General features: G+C 41.0%; 36 protein-coding genes and 2 pseudogenes. 8 read left to right on the forward strand and 30 right to left on the reverse strand.

Translation table 11 applies throughout. The features are described 5' to 3' along the window. Window positions 1-11: 11 nt before the first annotated feature. From rpsK to ABLB96_RS00540, 26 genes and pseudogenes are all read right to left on the reverse strand, one after another. The gene (rpsK, locus tag ABLB96_RS00415; RefSeq protein ID WP_001040166.1) at window positions 12-398 is read right to left on the reverse strand and encodes a 30S ribosomal protein S11; all 387 of its coding nucleotides are present in this window, start codon (window positions 396-398) and stop codon (window positions 12-14) included. Between the two features lie 19 nt (window positions 399-417). Then, a complete protein-coding gene (rpsM, locus tag ABLB96_RS00420) occupies window positions 418-774 on the reverse strand; it encodes a 30S ribosomal protein S13 (protein WP_000090815.1) in 357 nt (118 codons plus the stop codon). Between the two features lie 107 nt (window positions 775-881). Next, window positions 882-998, reverse strand: a complete 117-nt coding sequence (rpmJ, locus tag ABLB96_RS00425; RefSeq protein ID WP_000867907.1) for a 50S ribosomal protein L36 — start codon at window positions 996-998, stop codon at window positions 882-884. A 20-nt stretch (window positions 999-1,018) separates the two neighbouring features. After that, a complete protein-coding gene (gene secY, locus ABLB96_RS00430) occupies window positions 1,019-2,338 on the reverse strand; it encodes a preprotein translocase subunit SecY (protein ID WP_348895862.1) in 1,320 nt (439 codons plus the stop codon). Between the two features lie 45 nt (window positions 2,339-2,383). Beyond that, complete coding sequence (rplO, locus tag ABLB96_RS00435) at window positions 2,384-2,824, reverse strand: 50S ribosomal protein L15 (protein ID WP_002049750.1); 441 nt, start codon at window positions 2,822-2,824, stop codon at window positions 2,384-2,386. Window positions 2,825-2,827: 3 nt separating this feature from the next. Continuing rightward, window positions 2,828-3,004 (reverse strand): 50S ribosomal protein L30, encoded by a 177-nt coding sequence (rpmD, locus tag ABLB96_RS00440; RefSeq protein WP_000849088.1) that lies wholly within the window; start codon window positions 3,002-3,004, stop codon window positions 2,828-2,830. A 6-nt stretch (window positions 3,005-3,010) separates the two neighbouring features. After that, window positions 3,011-3,508, reverse strand: coding sequence for a 30S ribosomal protein S5 (rpsE, locus tag ABLB96_RS00445; RefSeq protein WP_001141025.1), 498 nt, complete (start codon window positions 3,506-3,508; stop codon window positions 3,011-3,013). 2 nt (window positions 3,509-3,510) lie between these two features. Next, window positions 3,511-3,861, reverse strand: coding sequence for a 50S ribosomal protein L18 (gene rplR, locus ABLB96_RS00450; protein WP_002049741.1), 351 nt, complete (start codon window positions 3,859-3,861; stop codon window positions 3,511-3,513). A 14-nt stretch (window positions 3,862-3,875) separates the two neighbouring features. Further along, on the reverse strand, window positions 3,876-4,409 hold the full coding sequence (gene rplF, locus ABLB96_RS00455) for a 50S ribosomal protein L6 (RefSeq protein WP_002049709.1): 534 nt from the start codon (window positions 4,407-4,409) through the stop codon (window positions 3,876-3,878). A gap of 13 nt (window positions 4,410-4,422) precedes the next feature. Beyond that, the gene (gene rpsH / locus ABLB96_RS00460) at window positions 4,423-4,818 is read right to left on the reverse strand and encodes a 30S ribosomal protein S8 (protein ID WP_002049732.1); all 396 of its coding nucleotides are present in this window, start codon (window positions 4,816-4,818) and stop codon (window positions 4,423-4,425) included. Window positions 4,819-4,829: 11 nt separating this feature from the next. After that, window positions 4,830-5,135 carry a 30S ribosomal protein S14 gene (gene rpsN, locus ABLB96_RS00465; protein WP_001074624.1) on the reverse strand — a complete coding sequence of 102 codons (306 nt, stop codon included), beginning with the start codon at window positions 5,133-5,135 and terminating at the stop codon, window positions 4,830-4,832. Between the two features lie 9 nt (window positions 5,136-5,144). Next, a complete protein-coding gene (rplE, locus tag ABLB96_RS00470; protein WP_004789621.1) occupies window positions 5,145-5,681 on the reverse strand; it encodes a 50S ribosomal protein L5 in 537 nt (178 codons plus the stop codon). 15 nt (window positions 5,682-5,696) lie between these two features. Then, a complete protein-coding gene (gene rplX, locus ABLB96_RS00475; protein ID WP_002049703.1) occupies window positions 5,697-6,014 on the reverse strand; it encodes a 50S ribosomal protein L24 in 318 nt (105 codons plus the stop codon). A gap of 9 nt (window positions 6,015-6,023) precedes the next feature. Beyond that, a complete protein-coding gene (rplN, locus tag ABLB96_RS00480; protein ID WP_001982634.1) occupies window positions 6,024-6,392 on the reverse strand; it encodes a 50S ribosomal protein L14 in 369 nt (122 codons plus the stop codon). A 92-nt stretch (window positions 6,393-6,484) separates the two neighbouring features. Next, complete coding sequence (gene rpsQ / locus ABLB96_RS00485; protein WP_001291845.1) at window positions 6,485-6,742, reverse strand: 30S ribosomal protein S17; 258 nt, start codon at window positions 6,740-6,742, stop codon at window positions 6,485-6,487. Further along, window positions 6,739-6,936 carry a 50S ribosomal protein L29 gene (rpmC, locus tag ABLB96_RS00490; RefSeq protein WP_000849927.1) on the reverse strand — a complete coding sequence of 66 codons (198 nt, stop codon included), beginning with the start codon at window positions 6,934-6,936 and terminating at the stop codon, window positions 6,739-6,741. The genes rpsQ and rpmC overlap by 4 nt, the downstream gene beginning before the upstream one ends. Beyond that, window positions 6,936-7,349, reverse strand: coding sequence for a 50S ribosomal protein L16 (rplP, locus tag ABLB96_RS00495; protein WP_002049688.1), 414 nt, complete (start codon window positions 7,347-7,349; stop codon window positions 6,936-6,938). Before rplP ends, rpmC begins: the two co-directional genes overlap by 1 nt. After that, window positions 7,289-8,105: pseudogene (gene rpsC, locus ABLB96_RS00500) on the reverse strand (30S ribosomal protein S3). The gene rplP and the pseudogene rpsC overlap by 61 nt, the downstream one beginning before the upstream one ends. Window position 8,106: 1 nt before the next feature. Further along, window positions 8,107-8,436: a 50S ribosomal protein L22 gene (gene rplV / locus ABLB96_RS00505; RefSeq protein WP_130172996.1), complete on the reverse strand. Its 330-nt coding sequence runs from the start codon at window positions 8,434-8,436 to the stop codon at window positions 8,107-8,109. A gap of 11 nt (window positions 8,437-8,447) precedes the next feature. Next, window positions 8,448-8,723 (reverse strand): 30S ribosomal protein S19, encoded by a 276-nt coding sequence (gene rpsS / locus ABLB96_RS00510; RefSeq protein ID WP_001138119.1) that lies wholly within the window; start codon window positions 8,721-8,723, stop codon window positions 8,448-8,450. Between the two features lie 13 nt (window positions 8,724-8,736). After that, window positions 8,737-9,561: a 50S ribosomal protein L2 gene (rplB, locus tag ABLB96_RS00515; RefSeq protein ID WP_002049686.1), complete on the reverse strand. Its 825-nt coding sequence runs from the start codon at window positions 9,559-9,561 to the stop codon at window positions 8,737-8,739. An 11-nt stretch (window positions 9,562-9,572) separates the two neighbouring features. Then, window positions 9,573-9,893: a 50S ribosomal protein L23 gene (gene rplW / locus ABLB96_RS00520; RefSeq protein WP_002049693.1), complete on the reverse strand. Its 321-nt coding sequence runs from the start codon at window positions 9,891-9,893 to the stop codon at window positions 9,573-9,575. Then, window positions 9,890-10,492, reverse strand: a complete 603-nt coding sequence (rplD, locus tag ABLB96_RS00525) for a 50S ribosomal protein L4 (RefSeq protein WP_002049755.1) — start codon at window positions 10,490-10,492, stop codon at window positions 9,890-9,892. The genes rplW and rplD overlap by 4 nt, the downstream gene beginning before the upstream one ends. 11 nt (window positions 10,493-10,503) lie before the next feature. Then, window positions 10,504-11,142 carry a 50S ribosomal protein L3 gene (gene rplC, locus ABLB96_RS00530; RefSeq protein ID WP_002117051.1) on the reverse strand — a complete coding sequence of 213 codons (639 nt, stop codon included), beginning with the start codon at window positions 11,140-11,142 and terminating at the stop codon, window positions 10,504-10,506. Window positions 11,143-11,199: 57 nt separating this feature from the next. Further along, the gene (gene rpsJ, locus ABLB96_RS00535) at window positions 11,200-11,511 is read right to left on the reverse strand and encodes a 30S ribosomal protein S10 (RefSeq protein ID WP_000070912.1); all 312 of its coding nucleotides are present in this window, start codon (window positions 11,509-11,511) and stop codon (window positions 11,200-11,202) included. 252 nt (window positions 11,512-11,763) lie between these two features. Continuing rightward, window positions 11,764-12,492, reverse strand: coding sequence for a type 1 glutamine amidotransferase (locus ABLB96_RS00540; protein WP_348895700.1), 729 nt, complete (start codon window positions 12,490-12,492; stop codon window positions 11,764-11,766). Window positions 12,493-12,660: 168 nt separating this feature from the next. On the opposite strand from ABLB96_RS00540, the gene ABLB96_RS00545 reads away from it, so the two are divergent. The 7 genes and pseudogenes from ABLB96_RS00545 to ABLB96_RS00575 all read left to right on the forward strand — a co-directional run bounded on the left by ABLB96_RS00545 (window position 12,661) and on the right by ABLB96_RS00575 (window position 18,821). Next, on the forward strand, window positions 12,661-13,851 hold the full coding sequence (locus ABLB96_RS00545) for a PLP-dependent transferase (RefSeq protein ID WP_348895702.1): 1,191 nt from the start codon (window positions 12,661-12,663) through the stop codon (window positions 13,849-13,851). Window positions 13,852-13,892: 41 nt separating this feature from the next. Next, window positions 13,893-15,428, forward strand: a complete 1,536-nt coding sequence (locus tag ABLB96_RS00550; protein ID WP_348895703.1) for a helicase HerA-like domain-containing protein — start codon at window positions 13,893-13,895, stop codon at window positions 15,426-15,428. A 44-nt stretch (window positions 15,429-15,472) separates the two neighbouring features. Continuing rightward, window positions 15,473-15,571 (forward strand): annotated as a pseudogene (locus tag ABLB96_RS00555) (hypothetical protein); the annotation flags it as partial. 2 nt (window positions 15,572-15,573) lie between these two features. Next, window positions 15,574-16,338: a globin domain-containing protein gene (locus ABLB96_RS00560; RefSeq protein ID WP_348895705.1), complete on the forward strand. Its 765-nt coding sequence runs from the start codon at window positions 15,574-15,576 to the stop codon at window positions 16,336-16,338. Window positions 16,339-16,424: 86 nt separating this feature from the next. Then, complete coding sequence (locus ABLB96_RS00565) at window positions 16,425-16,862, forward strand: Rrf2 family transcriptional regulator (RefSeq protein ID WP_348895706.1); 438 nt, start codon at window positions 16,425-16,427, stop codon at window positions 16,860-16,862. A gap of 108 nt (window positions 16,863-16,970) precedes the next feature. Then, complete coding sequence (gene yihA / locus ABLB96_RS00570) at window positions 16,971-17,747, forward strand: ribosome biogenesis GTP-binding protein YihA/YsxC (RefSeq protein WP_348895707.1); 777 nt, start codon at window positions 16,971-16,973, stop codon at window positions 17,745-17,747. A gap of 123 nt (window positions 17,748-17,870) precedes the next feature. Further along, on the forward strand, window positions 17,871-18,821 hold the full coding sequence (locus ABLB96_RS00575; RefSeq protein ID WP_348895709.1) for a metal-dependent hydrolase: 951 nt from the start codon (window positions 17,871-17,873) through the stop codon (window positions 18,819-18,821). A gap of 42 nt (window positions 18,822-18,863) precedes the next feature. On the opposite strand, the gene ABLB96_RS00580 is transcribed toward ABLB96_RS00575, so the two are convergent. Both ABLB96_RS00580 and ABLB96_RS00585 read right to left on the reverse strand, forming a co-directional pair. Then, complete coding sequence (locus ABLB96_RS00580; protein ID WP_348895863.1) at window positions 18,864-20,129, reverse strand: dicarboxylate/amino acid:cation symporter; 1,266 nt, start codon at window positions 20,127-20,129, stop codon at window positions 18,864-18,866. 105 nt (window positions 20,130-20,234) lie between these two features. Further along, window positions 20,235-21,107, reverse strand: coding sequence for an acyl-CoA thioesterase II (locus tag ABLB96_RS00585; protein ID WP_348895710.1), 873 nt, complete (start codon window positions 21,105-21,107; stop codon window positions 20,235-20,237). A 274-nt stretch (window positions 21,108-21,381) separates the two neighbouring features. Between ABLB96_RS00585 and plsB the strand changes: the two genes are divergently transcribed. Continuing rightward, a complete protein-coding gene (plsB, locus tag ABLB96_RS00590; protein WP_348895711.1) occupies window positions 21,382-23,955 on the forward strand; it encodes a glycerol-3-phosphate 1-O-acyltransferase PlsB in 2,574 nt (857 codons plus the stop codon). A 43-nt stretch (window positions 23,956-23,998) separates the two neighbouring features. Here the strand turns inward: plsB and ABLB96_RS00595 are convergent, their stop codons facing one another. Beyond that, window positions 23,999-24,985 (reverse strand): putative solute-binding protein, encoded by a 987-nt coding sequence (locus ABLB96_RS00595; RefSeq protein WP_348895712.1) that lies wholly within the window; start codon window positions 24,983-24,985, stop codon window positions 23,999-24,001. A 79-nt stretch (window positions 24,986-25,064) separates the two neighbouring features. Continuing rightward, window positions 25,065-25,880 carry an NAD-dependent epimerase/dehydratase family protein gene (locus ABLB96_RS00600; RefSeq protein WP_348895713.1) on the reverse strand — a complete coding sequence of 272 codons (816 nt, stop codon included), beginning with the start codon at window positions 25,878-25,880 and terminating at the stop codon, window positions 25,065-25,067. Window positions 25,881-25,891: the final 11 nt, after the last annotated feature.

Below are 25,891 nucleotides of genomic sequence, written 5' to 3' on the forward strand. Positions count from 1 at the left end.
AATGTTTCTCCTTACACGCGACGTTTTTTAGGTGGACGGCAACCGTTGTGAGGAATTGGAGTCACATCGGTAATGCTGTTAATCTTATAACCCACTGCGCCTAATGCACGAACCGCAGACTCACGACCTGGACCAGGACCTTTTACAAGGACGTCTAGGTTTTTCAAACCGTAATCCAAAGCTGCTTTACCAGCAACTTCAGCAGCTACCTGAGCAGCAAACGGAGTTGATTTACGTGAACCACGGAAGCCTTGTCCACCTGAGGTGGCCCAAGCCAATGCATTACCTTGACGATCAGTAATCGTAACAATGGTGTTATTAAAAGACGCGTGAATGTGTGCAACACCTTCAGAGACGGTACGAGTGACCTTCTTGCGTGTGCGAGTATCTTTAGCCATCTTTTAGCTTCCAGAAATCTTACTTTTTAATCGGTTTGCGCGGACCTTTACGGGTACGTGCGTTAGTTTTGGTGCGTTGACCACGGACAGGCAAGCTGCGACGATGACGAAGGCCACGATAGCAACCTAAATCCATTAAACGTTTAATGTTCATGGAAATTTCGCGACGCAAGTCACCTTCGGTAGGAACCTTAGCAACTTCTGCACGAATCGCATCAAGCTGTGCATCGTCCAACTCACGGATCTTAGTAGTCTCAGTAATACCAACTGCAGCTAAGATATTCTTAGCAGTGTGGCGACCGATACCAAAGATGTAAGTGAGGGAGATAACAGCATGCTTGTTATCCGGAATGTTTACACCGGCAATACGAGCCATTCACTTTTCTCCAAAAAGGCAGTAGAGATAATCAACCGCCCCACAAAAATCTTGAGGGGCGGATATTAACCCAATTCGCCTACTGAAATCAACAGGTCTTGATTAGATTAACCTTGACGCTGCTTATGACGAGGTTCTGCGCTACAAATCACGCGAATAACCCCATTACGACGGATAACTTTACAGCTACCACAAATTTTCTTTACAGAAGCTTGTACTTTCATGATGAAACCTCTAAGTGCGCTTATCCCTTAGGATGAGCAGTCGTTTTTCTCATTAATGTTTGATTGTCATATTGATGAGATGTTAAATGTGCTTGAAGCTGAGCCATAAAGTCCATGACAACAACGACTACGATCAGTAATGAGGTACCACCCAAATAGAATGGAATACCAAAAGAACTTTGTAAAATCATTGGCATTAAACAAATGACTGTAATATAAATCGCACCAATAAACGTCAAACGATTAAGAATATGATCTAAGTAACGAGCAGTTTGCTCACCTGGGCGAATACCAGGCACATAAGCTCCGCTGCGTTTTAGATTTTCTGAAACTTCCTTAGGGCTAAATACTAAAGCCGTATAAAAGTAACAGAAAAAGATAATTAACGCACCAAAGAGCACCAAATACAAAGGCTGTCCAGGCGACAATACCAAAGCTAAATCTTGTAAGCTACTTTTAATTAAACCAGCATTCGGATCTGCACTACCTACCCATTGACCCAAACTAGCTGGGAACAATAGTAAAGAGCTTGCAAAAATCGCAGGAATCACACCAGCCATATTAATTTTTAATGGTAGATGTGTTTGCTGAGCTGTAAATATACGACGACCTTGCTGCTTCTGCGCATAGTTTACTGGGATACGACGCTGTGCTTTTTCAATGAACACAATCGCAGCCAAGACACCAAGAGACAAAAGACCAAAGATGACAAGACCAATCAAACTTGTTTGACCATTATCTACAGATGACACTGATTGCATAATTAATTTAGGCAAACCAGCAACAATACCTGCAAAAATAATCATTGAGATACCATTACCAATACCTCTTTCAGTGATTTGTTCACCTAACCACATTAAGAACATAGTTCCAGCGATAAGTGACGTAACTGCAGGGATATAGAATGCAAGTCCTGTAGATAGGGTAATACCCTGACCAATAAGTCCTGCACACATACCTACTGCCTGAACCACTGCAAGTAATAATGTACCTTGACGCGTATATTGATTAATTTTTCGCTTACCTTGCTCCCCTTCCTTTTTCAAGGCTTCAAGGGAAGGAATCACCGTAGACATTAACTGCACAATAATTGATGCAGAAATGTAAGGCATAATCCCTAAAGCAAGAATCGACATTCGCTCTAAAGCACCGCCAGAAAACATATTGAATAGCCCAAGAATAGTTCCTTGGTTTGCATGAAATAAATTTTCTAACGCAGCATTATTAATGCCTGGTACTGGAATATGCGCTCCTAGTCGAAAGACCAGCAATGCACCGATTAGAAAACTCATCCGGCGAATAATTTCACGGTATTTCACATGAAATGGCTGACCTTTCATCATGTTGACATGACCTGAAGAACTAGGAGACATAGACACTCGAGATTACTCCTCGACTTTGCCGCCAGCTGCTTCAATCGCAGCTTTAGCGCCTTTAGTCAATGCAACACCTTGAACAGTGAATGCACGAGTGATTTCACCAGAAAGCACGATACGAGCACGAATTTGATCGCGACGAACAACATTCGCAGCTTTTAAAGTTTCAAGGCTAACAATGTCGCCTTCCACTTTAGTTAACTCAGACAAACGTACTTCAGCAGTTTTTAAAGCGATTTGGCTAGTGAAACCGAATTTAGGTAAACGACGATAAATCGCTGTTTGACCGCCTTCGAAACCTGGACGAACGCCACCACTTTTACGTGATTTTTGACCTTTGACACCACGGCCACCAGTCTTACCAACGCCAGAACCGATACCACGGCCTAAACGACGGTGTTCACGTTTTGCACCTTCTGCAGGTGCAAGCTCATTTAAACGCAGAGTCATGGCTTATTCCTCTACACTAACCATATAGTAGACTTTGTTGATCATACCACGGTTAGAAGGCGTATCTTGCACTTCTACAGTATGACCAATACGACGCAGACCTAAACCTTGTAAGCAAAGCTTGTGATTTTTCAAGCGATGTGAAGAAGATTTAGTCTGGGTAACTTTAATCGTTTTCATGATTGATTACCCTTGAATTTCTTCTACTGATTTACCACGTTTCGCAGCGACTTTCTCAGGAGAAGTCATATCACGCAAACCTTTGAAAGTTGCGTTTACTACGTTAGCAGCATTAGTAGAACCATAACATTTAGCAAGTACGTTATGTACACCTGCAGCTTCAAGAACGGCACGCATTGCGCCACCAGCGATTACGCCAGTACCTTCTGAAGCAGGTTGCATGTATACACGGCTTGCACCATGACGAGCATTCACAGGGTGTTGTAAAGTAGTACCAGCAAGGTCTACAGTGATCATGTTACGACGAGCAGCTTCAAGTGCTTTAGAAATAGCAGCTGGAACTTCACGCGCTTTACCACGACCAAAACCAACACGACCATTACCATCACCCACAACAGTTAATGCTGTGAAAGAGAAGATACGACCGCCCTTAACAACTTTGGCTACACGATCAACGGCAACCAGCTTTTCAACAAGACCTTCGTTTTGTTCAACTTTAGCCATGATTAGAACTCCAAGCCGTTTTCACGAGCAGCATCAGCCAAGGCTTTGATACGACCATGATATTTAAAACCAGAACGGTCAAATGCAACTTTAGTTACGCCAGCTGCTTTCGCACGTTCTGCGATTAAAGCACCTACTTTAGTAGCTGCATCTACATTACCTGTAGTACCGCTACGTAAAGATGCATCCAAAGTTGAAGCTTGCGCTAAAACTTTGCCACCATCTGCTGAAATAACTTGAGCATAGATGTGACGCGGAGTGCGGTTTACACACAAACGAGTCGCACCCAATGCACGAATGTGCAAGCGTGTGCTTTTCGCACGACGCAAACGGGATTGTTTCTTTTCGTTCATAAGAACCTCGCGCCTTATTTCTTCTTAGCTTCTTTACGAAGAATGACTTCATCCGAATAACGAACACCTTTACCTTTATATGGTTCAGGAGCACGGTATGCACGAATTTCTGCCGCTACTTGACCTAACAACTGCTTGTTTGCTGATTTCAAGATGATTTCAGTTGCAGTTGGAGTTTCCGCTGTTACACCTTCTGGTAAAGCGTAGTCAATTGGGTGTGAATAACCGAGGTTAAGGTTTACAACAGTACCTTTAACCGCAGCTTTATAACCAACACCAACTAGCTGTAACTTACGTTCGAAGCCTTCACTAACACCTTTTACAAGGTTGTTCAATACAGCGCGAGCAGTACCAGCTTGCATCCAAGCATCTTTCGATTCTTTAACTGGAGCAAGTTGAAGTTTACCTTCTTCCTGTTTTAGCTCGACCAGCGCATGCAGGTTGAAAGACAATGTACCTTTGCTGCCTTTCACTTCGACCTGCCGGCCGTTCTGAGTAACTGCTACACCATTAGGTACAGTTACTGGGGCTTTAGCCACACGAGACATGAGGAATCACCTATTAAGAAACAAAAGCAATAACTTCACCACCAACGCCTGCAGCACGTGCAGCGCGATCAGTCATGATGCCTTTGCTTGTAGAAACAATTGCAATACCTAAACCTTGCTTAACGCTTGGAAGTTTATCTTTACCACGGTATTGGCGAAGACCTGGACGGCTTACGCGCTTAACCATTTCGATAACTGGTTTGCCTTCGAAATATTTTAAAGTAATAGTCAAAGTAGATTTTGTCTCTTCTTGAGCAACTTCTACATTTGAAATATAACCTTCTTGTTGAAGTACATTTGCAATAGCAACTTTCAACTTAGAAGAAGGCATAGAAACAGTTTGTTTCTTAGCCATTTGTGCGTTACGAACACGTGTTAGCATGTCGGCAACGGTATCTTGCATACTCATTTAGTCGCTCCTTACCAGCTTGCCTTAACAACGCCTGGTACATCACCTTGCATTACTGTGTCACGTAGTTTGTTACGGCTTAAACCGAACTTACGGAAGTAACCATGAGGACGACCAGTTAAACCACAACGGTTACGAAGACGTACCGGAGATGCATTACGTGGCAATGCTTGTAACTTTAACATCGCTTCGAAACGCTCTTCGTCGCTTGCATTTACGTTTGCAATCGTAGCTTTTAATTCAGCACGTTTTGCAGCGTATTTAGCAACAGTCTTTTCGCGTTTCAATTCGCGATTAATCATACCTTTCTTAGCCATATCGACCTCTTATTTGAACGGGAAGCCGAATGCACGCATAAGCGCACGGCCTTCGTCATCGGTGCGAGCAGTCGTAGTAATGGTAATATCCATACCACGAATACGATCAATCTTATCGAAATCGATTTCAGGGAAAACGATTTGCTCTTTCAAACCCATTGAGTAGTTACCACGACCATCAAATGATTTCGAAGAGAAACCACGGAAGTCACGGATACGAGGGATTGCGATAGAGATCAAACGGTCCAAGAATTCGTACATTTGGTCGCCACGTAAAGTAACTTTACAACCAATTGGCCAACCATCACGGATTTTGAAACCTGCGATAGATTTACGTGCAAGTGTAATTACTGGTTTTTGACCAGCAATTAATTGCATGTCGACTACAGCGCCATCTAATAATTTCTTATCAGTTGCAGCTGCGCCTACACCCATGTTTAGGGTAATTTTTGTGATGCGTGGAATTTCCATCACGTTCTTAATGCTAAGTTCTTCTTTTAACTTCGCTTTAAGTTCATCGTTGTAACGTGCTTTAAGTCTGGCCATTGCCTTTTCAACCTATTACTTCGCTACCGCCACTGATTCACCATTTGATTTATAAACGCGAGTTTTCACGCCATCAATCACTTGGTAACCAACACGGTCAGCCTTCTGGGTTGTAGCATTTAAAATTGCCACGTTTGAAATATGAAGCGAAGCTTCTTGAGTAACTACACCGCCTTCAGCGCCAGTTACACGATTCGGCTTTTGATGCTTCTTCACTAAGTTAAGGCCTTCAACCTTAACGCGGTCTTCAGAAACAGACAATACAGTACCCTGTTTGCCTTTTTCTTTACCTGCGATCACGATAACTTGATCGCCTTTTTTAATCTTAGCCATGATTGCCTCTTATAGAACTTCAGGAGCCAATGAAATGATTTTCATGAACTGTTCAGTACGAAGTTCACGAGTCACTGGTCCGAAGATACGAGTAGCAATCGGAGCTTTGTTGTTGTTCAGGATAACTGCAGCATTATCATCAAAACGGATCACAGAACCATCTGGACGACGAATGCCGAATTTAGTACGAACTACAACCGCATTCATCACGTCACCTTTTTTAACACGTGCGCGTGGGATTGCTTCTTTTACAGTAACTTTAATAATGTCGCCAACAGAAGCATAACGACGATGTGAACCACCAAGTACTTTAATACATTGTACGCGGCGAGCACCACTGTTGTCTGCTACGTCGAGCATAGTTTCGGTTTGAATCATTGCCCTACTCCAAAACCGAGCATCACCGGTCACAATTTCGAAAGGCTCAAAGAGTACTCGAAATTGACCGATGATGCAACAAGAACGTCGAATTACTCAGCAGCTGCTTCAACTACTTCCACTAAAGTCCAAGCTTTAGTTTTAGAAATTGGGCGGCTTTCTTTAATGGTTACAACATCACCGATTTTAGCGACATTGTTCTCATCATGAGCGTGTAACTTAGTTGAACGGCGAATTGACTTGCCATACAACGGGTGTTGAACGCGGCGTTCAATAAGAACAACAATAGATTTATCCATTTTGTCACTTACGACTTTGCCGGTTAACGTGCGGACTGTTTTTTCACTCATTGTCCGTTCCCCTGTTTTTCGGTAAGGAGTGTCTTAATACGAGCAATTGTCTTACGAGCAATTTGCACTTCGTGCGATTTACCCAACTGACCAGTTGCTTTCGCCATACGAAGACGGAATTGGTTAAGCTGTTGCTCATCAAGCAAAGCTTTCAACTCTTCTACCGATTTTTCACGTAGATCTTTAGTTTTCATTACATTACCGTCCGAGTCACGATAGTGGTTTTAAACGGAAGTTTAGCAGCAGCTAAAGCAAATGCTTCACGCGCTAATTCTTCGTTCACACCTTCAATTTCGTACAGGATCTTACCTGGTTGGATCTGGCAAACCCAGTATTCCACGCTACCCTTACCTTTACCCATACGCACTTCAAGAGGCTTTTGAGTAATTGGTTTATCCGGGAATACGCGAATAAAGATTTTACCACCACGCTTAATACGGCGGCTAATAGTACGACGTGCAGCTTCAATCTGACGCGCAGTCATACGACCACGTTCAGTTGCTTTAATTGCAATCGAACCAAATGATACTGTACTACCACGATGCGCTAGACCAGTGTTACGGCCTTTGTGCACTTTACGGAATTTGGTACGTTTAGGTTGCAACATGGATTATTCTCCCTTGTCAGCAGCACGGTCACCGCGACGACCACGACGCTCTTGACCTTCACCACGACCACGACCACGTTTAGCTGGACGATCTTCAGCAGGAGCAGGGTTCATGACTTGTTTCATGCCACCTAAGATCTCGCCACGGAAAATCCAAACTTTAACACCAATCGTACCGTAAGTTGTTTCTGCACGCATAGTTGCATAGTCAATGTCTGCACGTAATGTATGTAAAGGTACACGACCTTCACGATACCATTCTGTACGAGCAATCTCTGCACCACCTAAACGGCCAGACACTTCAACTTTGATACCTTTAGCACCAGCACGCATAGTGTTTTGTACCGCACGCTTCATAGCACGACGGAACATTACACGCTTTTCTAATTGAGAAGCGATAGCTTCAGCAACTAAACGCGCATCTAAGTCTGGGCGATCAATTTCGTTGATACTTACTTGCGCTGGAACACCCATAATGCTGGTAAGTTCGCGCTGTAATTTCTCAATATCTTCGCCTTTTTTACCGATTACGATACCAGGACGAGCTGTGCTAATTGTTACTTTAGCAGCACCCGATGGACGTTCGATAAGAATGTTGCTTACCATCGCATTCTTAAGTTTTTTAGTTAAAAACTCACGAACTTGAAGATCTTTAAGCAAGTATTCAGCGTATTGTTTCGGATTCGCATACCAGTTAGCGTTATGACGTTTCACAACACCTAGGCGGATACCGATTGGATGAACCTTCTGACCCATATCAAACCCCTACCTTAACGGTGATGTGACAAGTACGCTTAGTAATACGATCTGCACGGCCTTTAGCACGTGGCATAATACGTTTAAGGCTCATGCCTTCATCAACGTAAATCGTAGAAACTTTAAGATCGTCAACATCTAAACTGTTATTGTGTTCAGCGTTTGCAATCGCAGATTCCAATGCTTTTTTTACTAGAGCAGCAGCTTTTTTATTGCTGAAGTTCAAGATATTTAAAGCATGCGCAACAGATTTGCCGCGAATAAGATCTGCAACCAAACGTGCTTTTTGTGCCGAGATAGCGGCACCGCGTAATTTAGCAGTTACTTCCATCATGACACCTATTAACGTTTAGATTTCTTGTCAACACCGTGACCACGATAGGTACGAGTTGGCGCGAATTCACCGAGTTTATGACCAACCATATGCTCAGTAACAATTACTGGAACGTGATTACGACCATTATGAACAGAGATTGTTAAACCAACAAAATCTGGAAGGATCATCGAACGACGAGACCAAGTTTTAATCGGCTTGCGAGAGTTACTAGCAACAGCCGCTTCAACCTTAGCGAACAAGTGCGCATCGACGAATGGGCCTTTTTTCAGAGAACGAGGCATTAGTCAGATTCCTTTACTTGACGCGACGGTCGCGAATAATCATCTTAGTCGTACGCTTATTGGTACGTGTCTTGTACCCTTTAGCTTTTTGACCCCATGGGCTTACAGGTTGAATACCTTTGTTACGCCCTTCACCACCACCGTGCGGGTGATCAATCGGGTTCATCGCCATACCACGTACGGTAGGACGAACACCACGCCAGCGCGAAGCACCAGCTTTACCCAATGAACGAAGGTTGTTTTCTTGGTTAGAAACTTCACCAATTACAGCGCGGCATTCAACATGTACTTTACGCATTTCGCCTGAACGAAGACGAATAATCGCGTAAGAACCATCACGACCCAACAACTGAACAGAAGCACCAGCAGAACGCGCTAATTGCGCACCCTTACCAATTTTAAGTTCAACGTTATGAAGTGTAGAACCAATCGGCATATTGCGAAGTGGTAAGCAGTTACCTGGACGAATTGGAGCATCGTTACCAGATTGTACTTTATCACCAGCACGTAAGCCTTTAGGTGCAATGATATAACGACGCTCACCGTCAGCATATTTCAATAAAGCAATATGTGCTGTACGGTTTGGATCGTATTCAATACGCTCTACAACAGCTGGGATGCTGTCTTTGTTACGTTTAAAGTCAACGATACGGTAGTGTTGTTTATGACCACCACCAACGTGACGAGTAGTAATGTGACCGTTGTTATTACGACCACCAGTACGTTTTTTAGCTTCAACCAACGGTGCGTAAGGAGCGCCTTTGTGAAGATGGTCATGAACCACTTTCTCTACAAAGCGACGTCCTGGAGACGTTGGCTTACATTTTTGAATCGGCATAATTTTCGTCCTTATTCCGCTGCGCTTTCAGCGGTATCGCCCAAGTCAGCCATTTCAACATCTTGGCCGGCTTTCAGGGTGACGTATGCTTTTTTAACATCAGAACGGCGTCCTAATGTACGACCAAAGCGCTTAGTCTTACCTTTAGTAATAGTTGTGTTAACTTTAACAACTTCTACACCAAAAAGTTTTTCAACTGCTTTTTTGATTTCAAGTTTAGTAGCGTTAATGTCTACTTTAAATACTTGAACACCAACAGTATCACCTAAAACTTGTGCCTTTTCTGAGAATACTGGTCCTTTAAGGACTTGATAGATACGTTCGTTGTTCATCCGAGTTCTACCTCAATTTTCTTAGCAGCAGCTACAGACATCACAACTTTATCAAACGCAATCAAGCTTACAGGATCGATTGCAGTTGCATCTACCACATCTACATGCGGAAGGTTGCGTGCTGCAAGATATAAGTTCTCATCTACAGCGTCAGTAACGATTAATGCGCGAGCAGCATTTAAGTCGTTAAGTTTTGCAAGCAATTCTTTAGTTTTTGGAGCTGCAACAGCAAACTCTTCAACTAATACAAGGCGATCTTGGCGAACGAGTTCAGCTAAGATACATTGCATTGCACCGCGGTACATCTTACGGTTTACTTTTTGAGACCAATCTTGTGGACGAGCAGCAAAAGTTTTACCACCACCAACCCAGATAGGGCTACGAATAGAACCCGCACGAGCACGACCAGTACCTTTTTGACGGAATGGTTTTTTACCACCGCCAGAAACGTCTGCACGCGATTTTTGAGCACGAGTACCTTGACGACCACCTGCTAAGTAAGCAGTAACAACTTGGTGTACAAGAGCTTCGTTAAATTCACGTCCGAAAGCAACTTCAGACAATTCAACAGCAGAGCCGGAAACAGTTTTCAAATTCACGGTATTTCCCCTCAGGCCTTGATGGTAGGACGTACAATCACGTCGCCGCCAGTTGCACCAGGAATTGCACCTTTAACAACTAAAACAGAACGTTCAGCGTCAATAGATACGATTTCAAGACCTTGTACTGTTACGCGTTCGTCACCTAAGTGACCAGCCATTTTTTTGCCTTTGAACACGCGTCCAGGAGTTTGGTTTTGACCTGTAGAACCTAATACACGGTGAGAAACTGAGTTACCGTGAGTAGCGTCTTGAGTACGGAAATTCCAACGCTTAACACCACCTTGGAAACCTTTACCTTTTGATTGACCAGTTACGTCAACAACTTGACCAACTGTGAACAAATCAACGCCAATAGTGCCGCCAACTTCACGACCTTCAAGCTCAGCTTCAGTAACACGGAACTCTTTAACTAAACGACCAGCAGCAACACCAGCTTTCGCGAAGTGACCTTTCTGAGCATTAGTTACGCGAGATTCGCGACGTTCACCAGTAGTTACTTGAACAGCTTGATAACCATCAGTTTCAAGTGTTTTGATTTGCGTAATGCGGTTTGGATCGACTTCGATGACTGTAACAGGTACAGAAACACCAGCATCTGTAAAGATGCGAGTCATACCACATTTGCGACCGACTAAACCAATAGCCATGTGCATAAACCTCTAAAAAAGCGGCCTAATTAACTAATCGTTAATTAACCGAAAGCCTTAACCCAAAGCGATCTGAACATCAACACCAGCTGCAAGATCTAACTTCATCAATGCATCAACAGTTTTATCTGTAGGTTGAACGATGTCGATCAAACGTTTATAGGTGCGGATTTCGTACTGGTCACGCGCATCTTTGTTAACGTGCGGTGAAGTAAGAACGTTGAAGCGTTCGATGCGAGTAGGCATCGGAATTGGACCACACACTTGTGCGCCAGTACGCTTAGCGGTTTCTACGATCTCTTGAGCAGATTGATCAATCAGACGATGATCAAAAGACTTAAGACGGATACGAATTCTCTGGTTAGACATACCAGTAAACTCCAAGCCAAATATATAAAGAATCACCTTTGACGCATCTCACCTATTTGGTAAGTGTCAAAGGCAGTGATAATCACCAAGGTCGTGATCGATGCCACGACTGTAATGCACATTTACTACTTTCTTCGCAGTAAATGCCCTCTTCTTGAGGGTCGCTCATTATAACGATTGTTTAAGTCTTATGCAATTCTCTTTTTCTATTTTTTGTTCAAATCCTGCTTTAGCCGAGTATTCATAACTCATCTAAGCATTTATCACAAACTCAATCGCTTTATTTAACAGTTGATTACCTTGTTCAAACTTTTGTGCTTCTGAATATTGTAATTCATGCGCAGATTGAACATATTCTCCATTAAAAATAGCCAGCTCCTCTTCATTTTCAAGTAGGAGTTGCAAAGACGCCGGAGTCATTTCCGGATGAAATTGAAAACCCAATACATTTTTCCCAATTTGATAAACCTGATTACGACAAGCGATGCTCTCTGCCAAGCGTATAGCGCCTTTAGGTATTTCAAATGTTTCGCTATGCCATTGCATCACTTTCATTTTTTCAGGCAACGGAAAGCTCTCTTGAGGTAAGTTTGCAACTCTCTGAACGGTTGACCACCCCAGTTCCTGATAACGGTTACGACTAACTGCTGCACCTAATGCATTTGCAATTAACTGTCCACCCAAGCAAAGACCTATAGCTGGTTTACCTGCTGCTAAATATCGACGCAACCATCTTTTTTCTATTTTAAGCCACGGATAATTAGCCTCGTCATTTACACTCATGGTTCCACCCATGATCAATAACAAGTCAACCTCTTCAATCTGAGGTAAAGCTTCTATTTCTAAAGACCGATCAACCGGAAGTGCAAAAAACTCAGTAGAGCTAATGGTCGCATGATGAGCTTTTAAAAATGAATAACAACTTCCAAATCCTTCACCAGCGATATGTTGAAAATAATGAACACGTAAATGCGACTTCATGCGCTTAAACCTATTGTTGTTAGAATGTTGATTTGATCTTTGCAAAAATAAAGCCAAGTTTTTAAAGAATACAATTCAAGTAACTAAACCTCTTAGAAAAAATCAAAAATCTAGCGAATAGACACATTTTCTCTTAATCTAATCTTATTATTTAAAGCATAGCGCACTATGAAAAAGCATAACGATTTCCAGACTCGCCTCATTCATGCACCACGAAAAGCACCGCAATTTATTGAAACAGTGCAACCTCCCGTATTTCGTGCATCGACTATTATTTTTAAATCGACTTCGCACCTTTTTGATCGCCATTGGACTGATCCTTATGACTACAGTTATGGCACACACGGCACCCCCACTACTTTCACCTTAGGCGACAATATTGCGCAAATTGAAGGTGGAACGCATTGTTTACTTGCACCAAGTGGGCTATCAGCAATTAATATTGTGAACTCAGCATTTTTAAGCACCAATGATGAAGTATGGGTGCCAGACAATATTTATGGACCAAATCTAGAACATTTGAGTTATTTGCAGAGTCAATATGGTATTCAGGTAAAAGTATATAACCCCATTGATGCTTCAAGTTTTCAACCCACTGAAAACAGTAAACTACTATGGTTAGAAGCTGCGGGTTCGGTTACTTTAGAATTCCCTGATCTCAAAAACCTAGTCATAAAAGCTAAAAAACATGGTGTATTAACAGCGCTTGATAATACTTGGGGAGCAGGGCTGGCTTTCAATGCTTTTGATTTTTCCGATGAGCATTTATCAGTCGACTTAACCGTCCACGCACTGACCAAATATCCAAGTGGTGGTGGTGATATTTTAATGGGCAGCATTGTTACTCGTGATGAAAAGCTTCATCACCGTTTATTCCGCACCCATGCCATTTTAGGTATTGCAGTTTCTGGAGATGATACCGCTCAAATTCAACGCAGTCTTGCTCATATGTCTCTGCGCTATGAACAGCAGTCATCCAATGCTGAAACATTACTTAGATGGTTAAAGGAACAATCTCAATTTTCGCAAGTTTTACACCCAAGTGACGAAACCTCCCCTGGCCATCAATATTGGCAAGAAATCTGCACTAATGGTCAGAGTGCCGGTTTAGTCAGTGTTATTTTCAAGCCCGACTATGACTTAAAGGCAGTCCGTCGTTTTTGTGATGCGCTTAGACTCTTTAAACTTGGGTTTAGTTGGGGTGGACCAGTTAGCCTGGTAATGCTTTATGATTTAAAAATGATGAGAAAGCTTGAGAATACACATTTACAACAAGGTTTATTGGTTCGATTCTGTATAGGGCTAGAAGATCCCCAAGATTTAATCCAAGATATCCAAAACGCACTGCAACAGCTGTAAAACGAAAATATGAATAGTGGCTCGCAACAAGGGATAAATATATGGGTACACCGATTGTTATTGCTAAAAATACGAATGACACATCAAAAGAAATTGTTTTGCTTTCTCAATTTGCCAACCGTCATGGCCTAATTGCAGGTGCAACAGGCACAGGTAAAACTGTCACTTTAAAGGTTCTTGCAGAAAGTTTTTCCCGAATCGGCGTGCCCGTATTTCTTGCCGATGCAAAAGGTGATGTTTCAAGTCTCGCAAAAGCCGGAGAAGCTTCAGATAAATTTAATGAACGCTTAAAGCTTCTACAAATTGATAGTGTTCCATTTGCCGCCAATCCTGTCATTTTCTGGGACTTATTTGGCCAACAAGGCCACCCTATTCGAACCACTATTTCTGAAATTGGGCCAATTTTATTGGCTCGTATTCTCAACTTAAATGACACTCAAGAAGGTGTCTTATCTGCGGTGTTTCGTATTGCAGATGATCAAGGATTGCTGTTAGTCGACTTTAAAGATTTAAAGGCGATGATCACCTTTGTCAGTGAACATGCAGCAGAGTTTAAAGCTGAATATGGCAATTTGTCTCCAGCGAGCTTAGGAGCAATTCAACGCAATCTTCTTGCTCTTGCCGACCAAGGTGGAGAGCAGTTTTTTGGAGAGCCTGCTTTAGATATTTTAGACTTTATACAAACCGACACAAATGGACACGGCTATATCAATATTCTTGCTGCTGACAAGCTCATGAATACTCCTAAGTTATATGCTACTTTCTTGTTATGGATGCTTTCGGAGCTATTTGAAAAACTCCCTGAGGTCGGTGACCTAGATAAACCTAAGCTAGTCTTTTTCTTTGATGAAGCTCATTTGTTATTTGATAATGCCAGCCAAGCTCTACAAGAAAAAATTCAACAAGTGGTCCGTTTGATTCGCTCTAAAGGTGTCGGCATTTATTTTATTACACAAAATCCACTTGATTTACCAGAAAATGTTCTGGGACAGCTTGGTAACCGTGTACAACATGCATTACGCGCATTTACCCCTAAAGATCAAAAAGCTGTAAAAACCGCAGCCGATACCTTTCGCTCTAATCCAGACTTCAAAGTGGATGAAGCTATTACACAATTAGCTGTAGGTGAAGCACTTATTAGTTGCCTAGATGAGCAAGGTACACCGCAAATTGTCGAACGTGGTTGGGTCATGCCTCCTTATTCTTCTTTTACCCCCATCACGCCTGAAGAACGAAAAAGTTTGATTGCACAAAGTATTATTGCTGGTGTCTATGAGCAAGCTATAGACCGCGAAAGTGCTTATGAAATGCTTCAGAACAAAGTCGCTGAGCGAGAGCAACAGAAACAAGATGCCGAGCTTGCAAAAGAACAAGAAGCTTTAGCGAAGCAACAAGCCAAGGAGCAAGAAAGATTAGCACGTGATCAACAAAAGGAAGAAGAACGTGCTGCCAGAGAGCGTGCAAAACTAACTCAAGATATTGTTGGAACTTTTGCAAAAAGTGCTGCTCGAAGTTTAGGGGGTAGTACAGGACAAAAATTAGTACGAGGACTACTCGGCTCATTATTTGGAAAATAAAAAATCCAACTAGATCATTATTTTATTTCAAGGGATTTAATATCCCTTAATTTTTTTAAGGTTTTTGTAAAAAAGCTATTGCGACAATTTTTTTAAAGATGTATTTTAAATACATCTTATATAGCCAGATAATTAAGGTCTAGCCATGACTCCACAACAAATTGAACTCGTTAAATCTACTGTATCGGTTTTACGTGAACACGGCGTTACGCTGACTACATACTTTTATAAGCGTATGTTGAATAACAACCCAGAATTAAAAAATGTTTTTAATCTTGATGATCAAACCAGCCTACGCCAACCTCGTGCCCTTGCAGCAGCGGTACTCGCATATGCGGAAAACATTGAAAACCCTACGGTGCTTGCCAAAGCAGTTGAACGTATTACCACCAAGCATGTAAGTTTAGATATTCAGCCAGATCAATATGCAATTGTGGGCGACAACTTACTTCATTCAATTAGTGAAGTTTTAAATGTTCCTTTTGAATCCGAACTGATTGAAGCTTGGAAACAAGCTTATTTACAGTTAGCGGATATTTTAATTGGTGTTGAAAAACAAAAATATGAACAGCTGGAGAGTTTAAAAGGTGGATGGGCTGGCTGGCGTTCATTTGAAATTACACAAATTGATCCACTTGAATCTGGCAAACGCTTTACATTAAAAGCGACAGATCATGAAGACGTATTAACTAGTCCAGCAAATGCTTTTATTTCTGTAAAAGTTCAGGTTCCTGAGCAACAGCTTGAACAACCTAAAGCTTTTAAATTTACAGAGGCTCAAGAAAACAATACTTATCATTTTGATGTTCAGCCTGAAGAAAATCATACAGAGTTCTCAGTTCCGAACATTTTGCTTGAGCATTATAGAGTTGGCGATCAAGTACAAGTTTCAGCTCCTTTAACGCTGTAACTTAAAAAGCTCTAGCCTGAAAGTTTTATTCTTTAGACTTTCAGGCTAAGATGATCGTCCTTTCAACCCTTAGTTTTCTGGTGATCATGCAACTTAATAAATTTACCGATTATGCTTTGCGAATATTAATGTATGTCGCTCGTCCAAGTGATGCACCATACACGATTGCAGAAATCGCTAAAGATTTATATGTTTCGCAAAATCATCTTGTGAAGGTTGTCCATTTTATGGGCAAACAAGAGTGGATTATTACCATTCGTGGGAAAGGTGGTGGAATTCGCTTAAATCCCAAAGCTTTAGATTTAAAGCTCGGTGCTATTGTACGAATTTTACAAGGTGACCATCAAATTGTTGAATGTAATACCCCACCTTGTGTATTACGTTCCCATTGCGGCTTAAAAGGAATTCTTGATCAGGCTTTAGAAAGTTTCTATCAAAGTTTAGATCAATATACGTTGGGTGAAGTCCTACAACAGCCTAAATCTGCTTCAAACACCTCCCCTATAGACTTTTTACAAATCTAATGCGTGTAATTCTATTTATCTTTACAAGCAAGCTTACTGAAAATTAGCAAGAATAACCAAGCTCCTTTATACTAGGCGCGAGCCCTCTCATTTAAAAAGTTATTTTTTATGCGTCGTAGTGAAAAATCGAAAGACACCAAAGCCAGACTCGCACCCAAGCAAAAGATCAGTTATGAAAAGAAACCAGATCCAGCGATCACGGAATATGCCGTGCAATCTTTGAACTGGTTACGCCAAGCTGAATTTTTAATGAGTGCACCTAAATTGGCACTTTGTGTTGAAGATAGTGGCTACGAAATTGCTTTTGCAGGACGCTCAAATGCTGGTAAGTCCAGTGCTATTAATGCTTTAACTAACAAAAAGCAACTCGCGCGCGCTTCTAAAAAGCCTGGCCGTACTCAAATGATTAACTTCTTTAGTCTGGGTAACCCTGCTCAACGCTTGGTTGACCTTCCAGGTTATGGCTATGCTGCCGTACCAGAAGATATGAAGCGTGTTTGGCAAAAAGAATTAGAAAACTATTTAATCCATCGTAAAAGCTTACAAGGCTTGGTATTACTTATGGATATTCGCCATCCACTACAGCATTTTGACATGATGATGCTAGAGTGGGCTTATTCACGCCATCTATTTGTACATATTCTTTTAACTAAAGCAGACAAACTTAACCGCGGTCCAGCGAACAAAGTCTTGCTTGAAGTTAAACAACAACTGAAAAAAATGAAGCTTGATTTTTCTATTCAGCTTTTCTCATCACTTAACAAATTAGGTTTAGAAGAACTCGCAAGTGTAATGGCTGGACGCTTACATTTTACGCTCGATCAGCAGACAGAATTTGACGTTGATGCAATCCCTGAAGCAAGCGATGAGGATGCAGAAGAGTAAATCGTCAAAACAGATACAATTTCTTCATTAAATTTATATTCAATTGGCCCCTATTGCTAAACACAAATGCAGGGGCTTTTTTTATACTCGTTATAACTTCATCGAGTTAAAAATCAGGACTAAATGATGAAATTGCTATCTTTTTTGAAGAATAAGGCTTTAGGTTCTTCTATTGATTATAAAATTCTTCCACGCAAAGTAAAATTTGACTGGAAAGAAACCCCTGTAGACTGGATTCCAAACCAACCGTTTGCAAGTTATTTTATTAATGAAATTAATAACATTTTGCCTGCTGGAGAGTTCTGGTTCTGCCGACTATATAACAAGGTTTTACCTCGTATTACCGATGAAAAACTTAAACAGGATGTACAAGCATTTATTCGCCAAGAGGCAATGCACGCAAATGCACACACCTCTGCCAATAAAGAATATTTAAGCGCACGTAATATTGATATCCAGAGAAATCTGGACATTATGAATTATCTATTTACCACCGCTTTGGCAGATAAACCTTTTGACAAAGAAGTTCCAAAGGTTTTACAAGAACAATGGGATCTATTCCGTTTAGGTGTTATTGCAACTGTTGAACACATGACCTGTGTACTCGGTAAATATGCGCTTTATAACAAACGTTGGGAAGAATTAGGTGCCGACCCAGAAATGGTAGATTTGGTTAAATGGCATGGGTCTGAAGAAATTGAACATCGCACTGTTGCTTTCGATTTGTACCGCCACTTAGGGGGTGGTTATATCCCACGTTATTATTTGAGTCTTGCCGTCATTGTACTGGTGCTTGGATTATGGGTAGATGGCGCTGCGCATATTATGAAACAAGACCCTCGCTTTGCTGATGCTTACAAATCTAGATTTTTCCCGGCTTGGGTTGCTTTAGAATGGTACAAAATTAGCCGAAAAGATAATCAGGTTTTACCAAACCCAATCTGGCTTATTGCTCAGCAAATTGATTACCTTATGCCTTGGTATGATCCTGTTAAAGAAGGTAGCACCGAAGATGCGATAAGTTATTTATCTCAATCTCCAGCAGCGAAACGAGCAGAATTACAAGCAGCTTAAAATTAAAAAAGCAGGATATAAATCCTGCTTTTTATTTATGGGTTAAATACTGATATCTTTATCTTTGGTATATCGATCTACTACCACACTAATCATCATATCACCCTGCACATTTACAACTGTTCTTACCGTATCGAGTAGACGATCGATTGGAAGTAAAATAGCAATCGCTTCAGCGGGCAATCCCACAGACTGCAACACCATAATCATGGTGACCATACCCGCACTCGGAATTCCTGGTGCTCCAAGTGATGCAATCATTGCAGTTAAACACACAACAATTTGTTGCGTCAGATTTAAATCAAGCCCAACTAGATTTGCCACGAATAGTGCTGCGGCAGCTTCATATAAAGCTGTTCCATCCATATTAAGCTGTGTGCCTAATGGAATCACAAAACCCGCAGTTTGAGGACGAACGCCCAAGTTCTCCTGTGCACACTTCATACTCAGCGGCATAGTGGCAGAGCTAGAACTTGTTGCAAATGCAGTAATTAAAGCGGTACGAGTGCCTTTGAAAAAAGTCCAAGGACTCATACGACCAAAAATCCAAAGCAATAATGGCAAAACAACAGCGCCATGAAAAATAGTGGTTCCTGTTACCACAACGGCAAACTCAGCCAGTCGACTTAATACCGAAATGTCTTCTGTAGCCATTAATTTAGCAAGTAATGCAAAAATTCCTAAGGGGGCCAGTTTCATAACCCAACCCACCAACATCATCATCATTTCAAAAAACTGATGACTCAATAAGCGAATGCTCTTAAAACGCTCTCCGCCCTGAACCAAAGCAACACCTACCAGTAGTGCAAACACCACAACAGCTAAGACATTTCCATCACTAAATGCTTTAAATGGGTTAATTAAAGTATTTTGAATAAAGTTAGTAAAGAATGTTGCTGGGTTTAAACTATCTGGTGCTTGATAGTTTTGCATAGATGTCTGAAAAATTGAGATATCTATACCACGGCCAACTTCAAATAAATGAGCACAGCTAATACCTAAAATTAAGGCCAAGGTTGTGGTCGTAAGACAGCACAAGAAAGTGATTTTCCAAACTGGGCCTAGTTGCCCACCCGCTTGTAAATTTGAAACTCCGACCACAATCGAGCTAAAAATTAACGGCACCAGCAACATTTTAAGTAGCCCAATAAAAACGCTACTTAATACACCTAACCCATATAAACTATGCTTTACAAAAGCAGTATCTGGATACAGAGTAAGCAGGAAGCCAAAGGCTAAACCTAAAATGGCAGCAATCAGAATTTGTGTATTTAAGTTCATATCAACATTATTTTTTTCAGTAGGCAATCCTTGTGCAAATATGACATGAGCCTGCTTTTCGTTCGAGCAATTTTTTGTCACATCCTTTGAATTAAAAATAAAAAAGCCATCTTTTAGATGGCCCTCTATTATTTATTGCGTTTCAATTTCCCGCAAACGGATTAAACCTTCTTGCACCGTACTACATACGAGTTGCCCATTTTGCCACATACGTCCAAAATTCAAACCGCGAGAAGCTGCGCTCACTGTTGCTTCCATGTCATAGAGCATCCACTCATCGGCACGAAGTGGGCGATGGAAGTAAATCGCATGGTCGATACTGGCACACTGTAAGCTTGGAGAAATATAACTTAAGCCATGTGGTCTTAAAGCTGTTGTCATCAGCGTAAAGTCTGAGTAAAACGCTACAATTGCTTGATGCAAGGCAATGTCATCAAGCTGTTTTGGAATACGGTCATGCGTACGGATGTAGTGCGCATTAAACGGTGCTTCAGGCTGTGGTTGAAATGGATTGACTGGATCAATCGGACGGATTTCAACATGGCGCTCACGCATAAAACTTGCACGAACATTTTCAGGTACAAAATTAAGAATACCTTCTTTTAGTTCATTTTCTGACTTTAAAGTTTCGGGAGCTGGGTAGTCTGGTTCTGGATGTTGGTAGTTCAACCCTTCTTCAGGATTGGCAAAAGACACCATCGCCGAAAAGATGATTCGCCCATGCTGAATTGCACGTACTTGACGGCTGACAAAGCTTTTTCCATCACGTAAACGATCAACTTCATAGATGATTGGGGCATTAATATCGCCACCATACAAAAAGTAAGCATGCATAGAATGCGCAGGGCGATCGGTTGTATAAGAAGCAGCGCGCAGTGCCTGCCCTAAAACCTGACCTCCAAAAACACGTTTACCGACCAAATTACGGCTAATTCCACGGTAAATATTTTCTTCAAGCTTTTCTAAAGTGAGTAGCTCAACCAGTTCTTGGGTTAACGCATTCATGAGAGATACCTTCATATTGCAGGCAAAAATTCGTATTAAAGGACAGATGTGTAGAATCTATTGTGCCATAAAAAACTATTTGTACATGGAACAATCAGTCAACTTCTGACGAACTTTGCCTTTATAACAGCTAAAAATACGATTTTTAACGATAAAATATGCCAAAAGCTTTATAATTTATCGGGAAATGGCATATTGTTTTTTTTAATAAATACCGCAAAATAATTACCCTCTGCCTTTGGCCGGGATTTGTCTTTAAGAAGTAGGAGTTCTTATGTCCAAGAGTGGGTTTGGTCAAATGTATCGTCGGCTTTCGAGTAAGCTACTTGACCTCGTGGTAACACCACATGTTCTTGGGGAAGTTCCTACTGAACCAGTATCAGAAACAACGGAAACAGAAGAAAAGACTGAACGCCAAAAAGTGGTGTGTTATGTCTTACAAAACCACTCTCGTAGTAATGCTTTAGTGGTGGATGGGGAAACTCGTCGCTTAAATTTAAAACCAGCTTTAGATCCATTAGTGATTGGTTCTCATCAGGAAAAAGCATCGGTTTTATTTTTACAGCATAATGATGAAAATAACTTATTAAATCCCCCTCCTCATGCGTTTCCCCCTCGTTTAATTAAACTGATCGAAGTTTTACAAGCAAATCCTGAGCTCGACATTGAACTGGTTCCCGTAACCGTTTTATGGGGCCGCTCTCCAGATAAAGAAGATTCTTGGTTTAAGCTATTATTCTCAGATACATGGGCAACACCAAGCACCGTTAAGCAGCTTGTAAATATTGGTTTACATGGTCGCCAGTCTTATTTGGAATTCCATGAACCACAGTCTTTACGTGACCTCGTTGAATATGCTCAAAAGCATTATCCAAACCTTTCACCAGCGACTTATATTGTTAGCACTTTAAATGACTATCTTGACCGTCAACGCGAAGTTGTCTTAGGTCCTGACTTATCAGATCGCCGTAATGTGATGCAGTCAGTTGTAAAATCTCGTGATGTGCAAGAAGCAATCCGTCGTGAAAGTATTCGCGGCAAAATTAGTATGCTTGAGGCAGAACGTCGTGCGATTGGGTATGTCAATGAAATCGTATCTGACTATTCACACTCGGCAGTACGCTTTGCAGATTTGGCATTAACACGCCTATGGACTCAGCTTTATGATGGCGTAGAAGTTCATAACTTCAGTACTGTTCGTGAACTCGCGAAAGATTACGAGATTGTTTATACACCGTGTCACCGTAGCCATATTGACTACTTATTATTGTCTTATGTGATTTATAGACGTGGCCTAATGGTTCCGTATATTGCTGCCGGCGATAACCTGAACTTACCTTTCGTAGGTCAGCTTTTACGTGGTGGAGGTGCCTTCTTTATTCGCCGCTCTTTCCGTGGCAATGGTCTTTACACCACTGTATTTAAAGAATATTTATATAGCATTCTTTCTCGCAACACACCACTTGAATACTTTATTGAAGGTGGACGTTCACGTACAGGCCGTTTATTACCACCGAAAACCGGTATGCTTGCCATGACGGTTCATAGTCATTTACGTGGTCGCACAAAGCCAATTGTGTTTGTCCCAACTTACATTGGTTATGAGCGCCTTATGGAAGGTTCGACTTACGTAGGCGAAATGCAAGGTAAGCCAAAAGAAGCTGAGTCTATTTTTGGTATTGTAAAAACATTACGAAAAATTGAACGCATTTTCGGTAAAGTACACGTTAACTTTGGTGAACCCGTTTTCCTTGATGATTTGCTTAAACAGCATAATGCAGAAAATGTCTACATCGAGAAAAATGACGACCCAATTCCTCAAGCCGTTTCAGATGCAGTAAATAGCTCTGCACATGCAATTTTAGAAAATATTAACCGTGCAGTTGTCATTAATCCGGTTTCTTTACTCTCTATTATTTTGCTTGCAACTCCAAAGCATACGCTTGATGAAGAAATCTGTATTAAACAGCTTGAAGCTTACCGCAATTTAGCATCAAATTTCCCTTACGATCAGCGCACAGAAGTAACGCCATTATCGGGTAAGGAAATCATTGCTTATGGTTTAAAACTTAAACTTATTAAGCGCGTACAACATGCACTCGGCGATATTATTGCGATTGAAGATAACCAAGCAGTTCTCCTCACTTATTTCCGTAACAACATTTTGCATGCTTTCGTTCTCCCTTCATTGGTTGCATCGCTTGTTGAACACAACGGAAAAATCAGTCGTTCAGATTTAAACAATGTCATCTATACGCTTTATCCATTCTTAAAAGCCGAACTATTCCTTAAGTGGAAAAGTAGTGAACTTAAAGAACAGATTGAGCAATATGCAGATGCATTGGTTCAATCAAATCTTATTCAACAAGATGATGAAGGCAATTTGATTAGCTCTGCACCAAATACTGAAGAGCATAATCAACTTGTTGTATTAGCAACACCTGTGAAGCAAAGTCTTGAACGTTATTACATGACTTTAGCGCTTATTACTCAGCGTGGTTCGGGCAATATTTCAGCGAAACAAGTTGAAGAGTTAAGTCATTTACTCGGGCAACGTTTATCTGTTCTTTATGAATTTAATTCTCCAGAGTTCTTTGATAAAGCATTGTTCCAAAGCTTCTTAAAAGTGCTCACTCAACAAAATTACATTCGTACTAACGACCAAGGCCAAATCGAATTTGATGATAATTTCCGTCAAATGGCAGCAGGCGCACAATTAGTACTTGATGAAGTAACGTTACAGATGTTGCAACACATCACGACTTTTAGTGATGAAGAGCTAAAAGAAGCTCTTGAGGCGATGGCATCTCAACAAGCGAAACGCCGTTTAAAACGCAAAAAATCTTAAAACTTTTACTTAAAATAAAAGGCAACTCAGGTTGCCTTTTATTTTATCTACGCATCGAACATTCAAAATAACGCGGATCATCAATACAACGTAAGCGTTTCATTAATTCCACAAAATATGCATCATAATATCCAGAGCGAACATATTGGTTGCGTATTTTTGCCACCATAATGTCATAACTCTGCTTCTCGTAAAAAGAAACATCCACCCAATAGTAAGCTGGTAAATGATTTTCCCATTGTATGGCCCGATTCGTTAATAGCTGACTATTTTGCACAAACCAAGCTCGAATTTTTCTTCCAAAATTAGCTGGATAAGCTTGTGGCTTAATAATTAAATTTACACCGAAATAAGCCAATGGAAAGTTAATCACTTGAGTGTTTGGCCCAAAATCTTTCTGTAAGTTATAAGGTAAAAGCCCATAAATGGGTGCAGGCATAATATCGATTTTATTTTGCTGAAACTGTGTAATGGCATTTGATAAATCAACATATACAGGCTGTGCCCCTACGCTTCTTACCAAAGCTTGCTGGGGTGGGTTATTGGCTAAAACTCCAACTCGCTGTCCCCTAAGCTGTGCTACTTTTGATATTTTTTTATTTTTCATGATCATATAAGCAGTTCCTACTGGAATCATTCCAACTGCTTCATAATCTTGGTTAATTAATTTTTTCTCAATTGTAGGATGATTTAAAAGCTGCAATAGATTTCGGGCAGTCTTGTTATTAGGTATAAGGCCAATACCGGAGGTACTTCCCATAAAGTGGTTGTATTGATACGTATTAAAGTTACTGGCTGCTAAGCCTGAGCATTTGCCATCATCAAAAGCCTGAATCGCTTGCTGCTCTTTTTGATAACTCACCACTTTGAATTTGACTTGATATTGCTGGGCATATAAACGAATGTCATTTAAACGACGTGTAATATCGCCTTGGGTACCTATAGGATCATATGCGCACCACACCTGATCCTCTGCCCAACTCGCAACTGAGGTTATGCTCAAAAGAAGAGCCAAACAAATTTTTTTCACTTTCAACCTTTTTATCTTTATCGGCAATTGAACTGCCTCATCAGGTATTTCTGTTGTTATTTAAAGTTTAATATAAATTTTAATTTGCACCATGAGCATTTAAACATAATAAATAGTCATTAAAGCAAATCGGATGCTCAAGCTGAAAACCTGTTTCAAATAAATATTTTGCATAAATTTTCTTACCAGAAACATGAGCTGAATCTAAAGTCAGGAGTGGTAAATCTAACTGGCTTTGAAACCAGAGTAATACTTCATGTAATGGCACGGGTGCATTATTCGCCACAATATAACTCTTATGCGGTTTTTCAAAATCGGCTAAAAATGCTAAAAATTTCGCCAAATCATCAATATGAATACGATTACTGTAGTGAATATTCGGATAATTCTGCGTGTATTCAGCCATTCGTTTTAATCGATCGACCGAAGCACCATAAATCCCTGTCGGGCGCACAACCACACATTGTGTCGGAAAATATTTTTGCCAGAGTAATTCCATGTTGTGAAGGATATGCCCTTGGGCATCGTTCGGGTGGATCTCACTATGATCATCAATAGTTTCGCCGGAATTTTCACCATAAACCCGAGTAGATGACACCACAATCAATCTTTTGATTGGATGACATTTTAAAGCCTGACGAATGGGTTCAATACTTTCAACATAGGTATGATGATAACCTTCAACCGTACTATCGTCTGGAGAAAGTAATATATACACTACATCTACAGGCGCTATTTCACTTAAATCGAGCGTAAAAATATCCTGTACGAGGTGTGTCCCGTAAGGATCCGTTTTCTCACTACGGCTGATTGTGGTAATTTGATGTCCTGTCTCAAATAGTTGTTTAGCAACACGCTGAGATGTTTTACCATAACCGATAAATAATATATGCATAGAGAACTCGT

This window comes from Acinetobacter sp. XH1741 (assembly GCF_041021895.1).
Taxonomy (GTDB): domain Bacteria; phylum Pseudomonadota; class Gammaproteobacteria; order Pseudomonadales; family Moraxellaceae; genus Acinetobacter.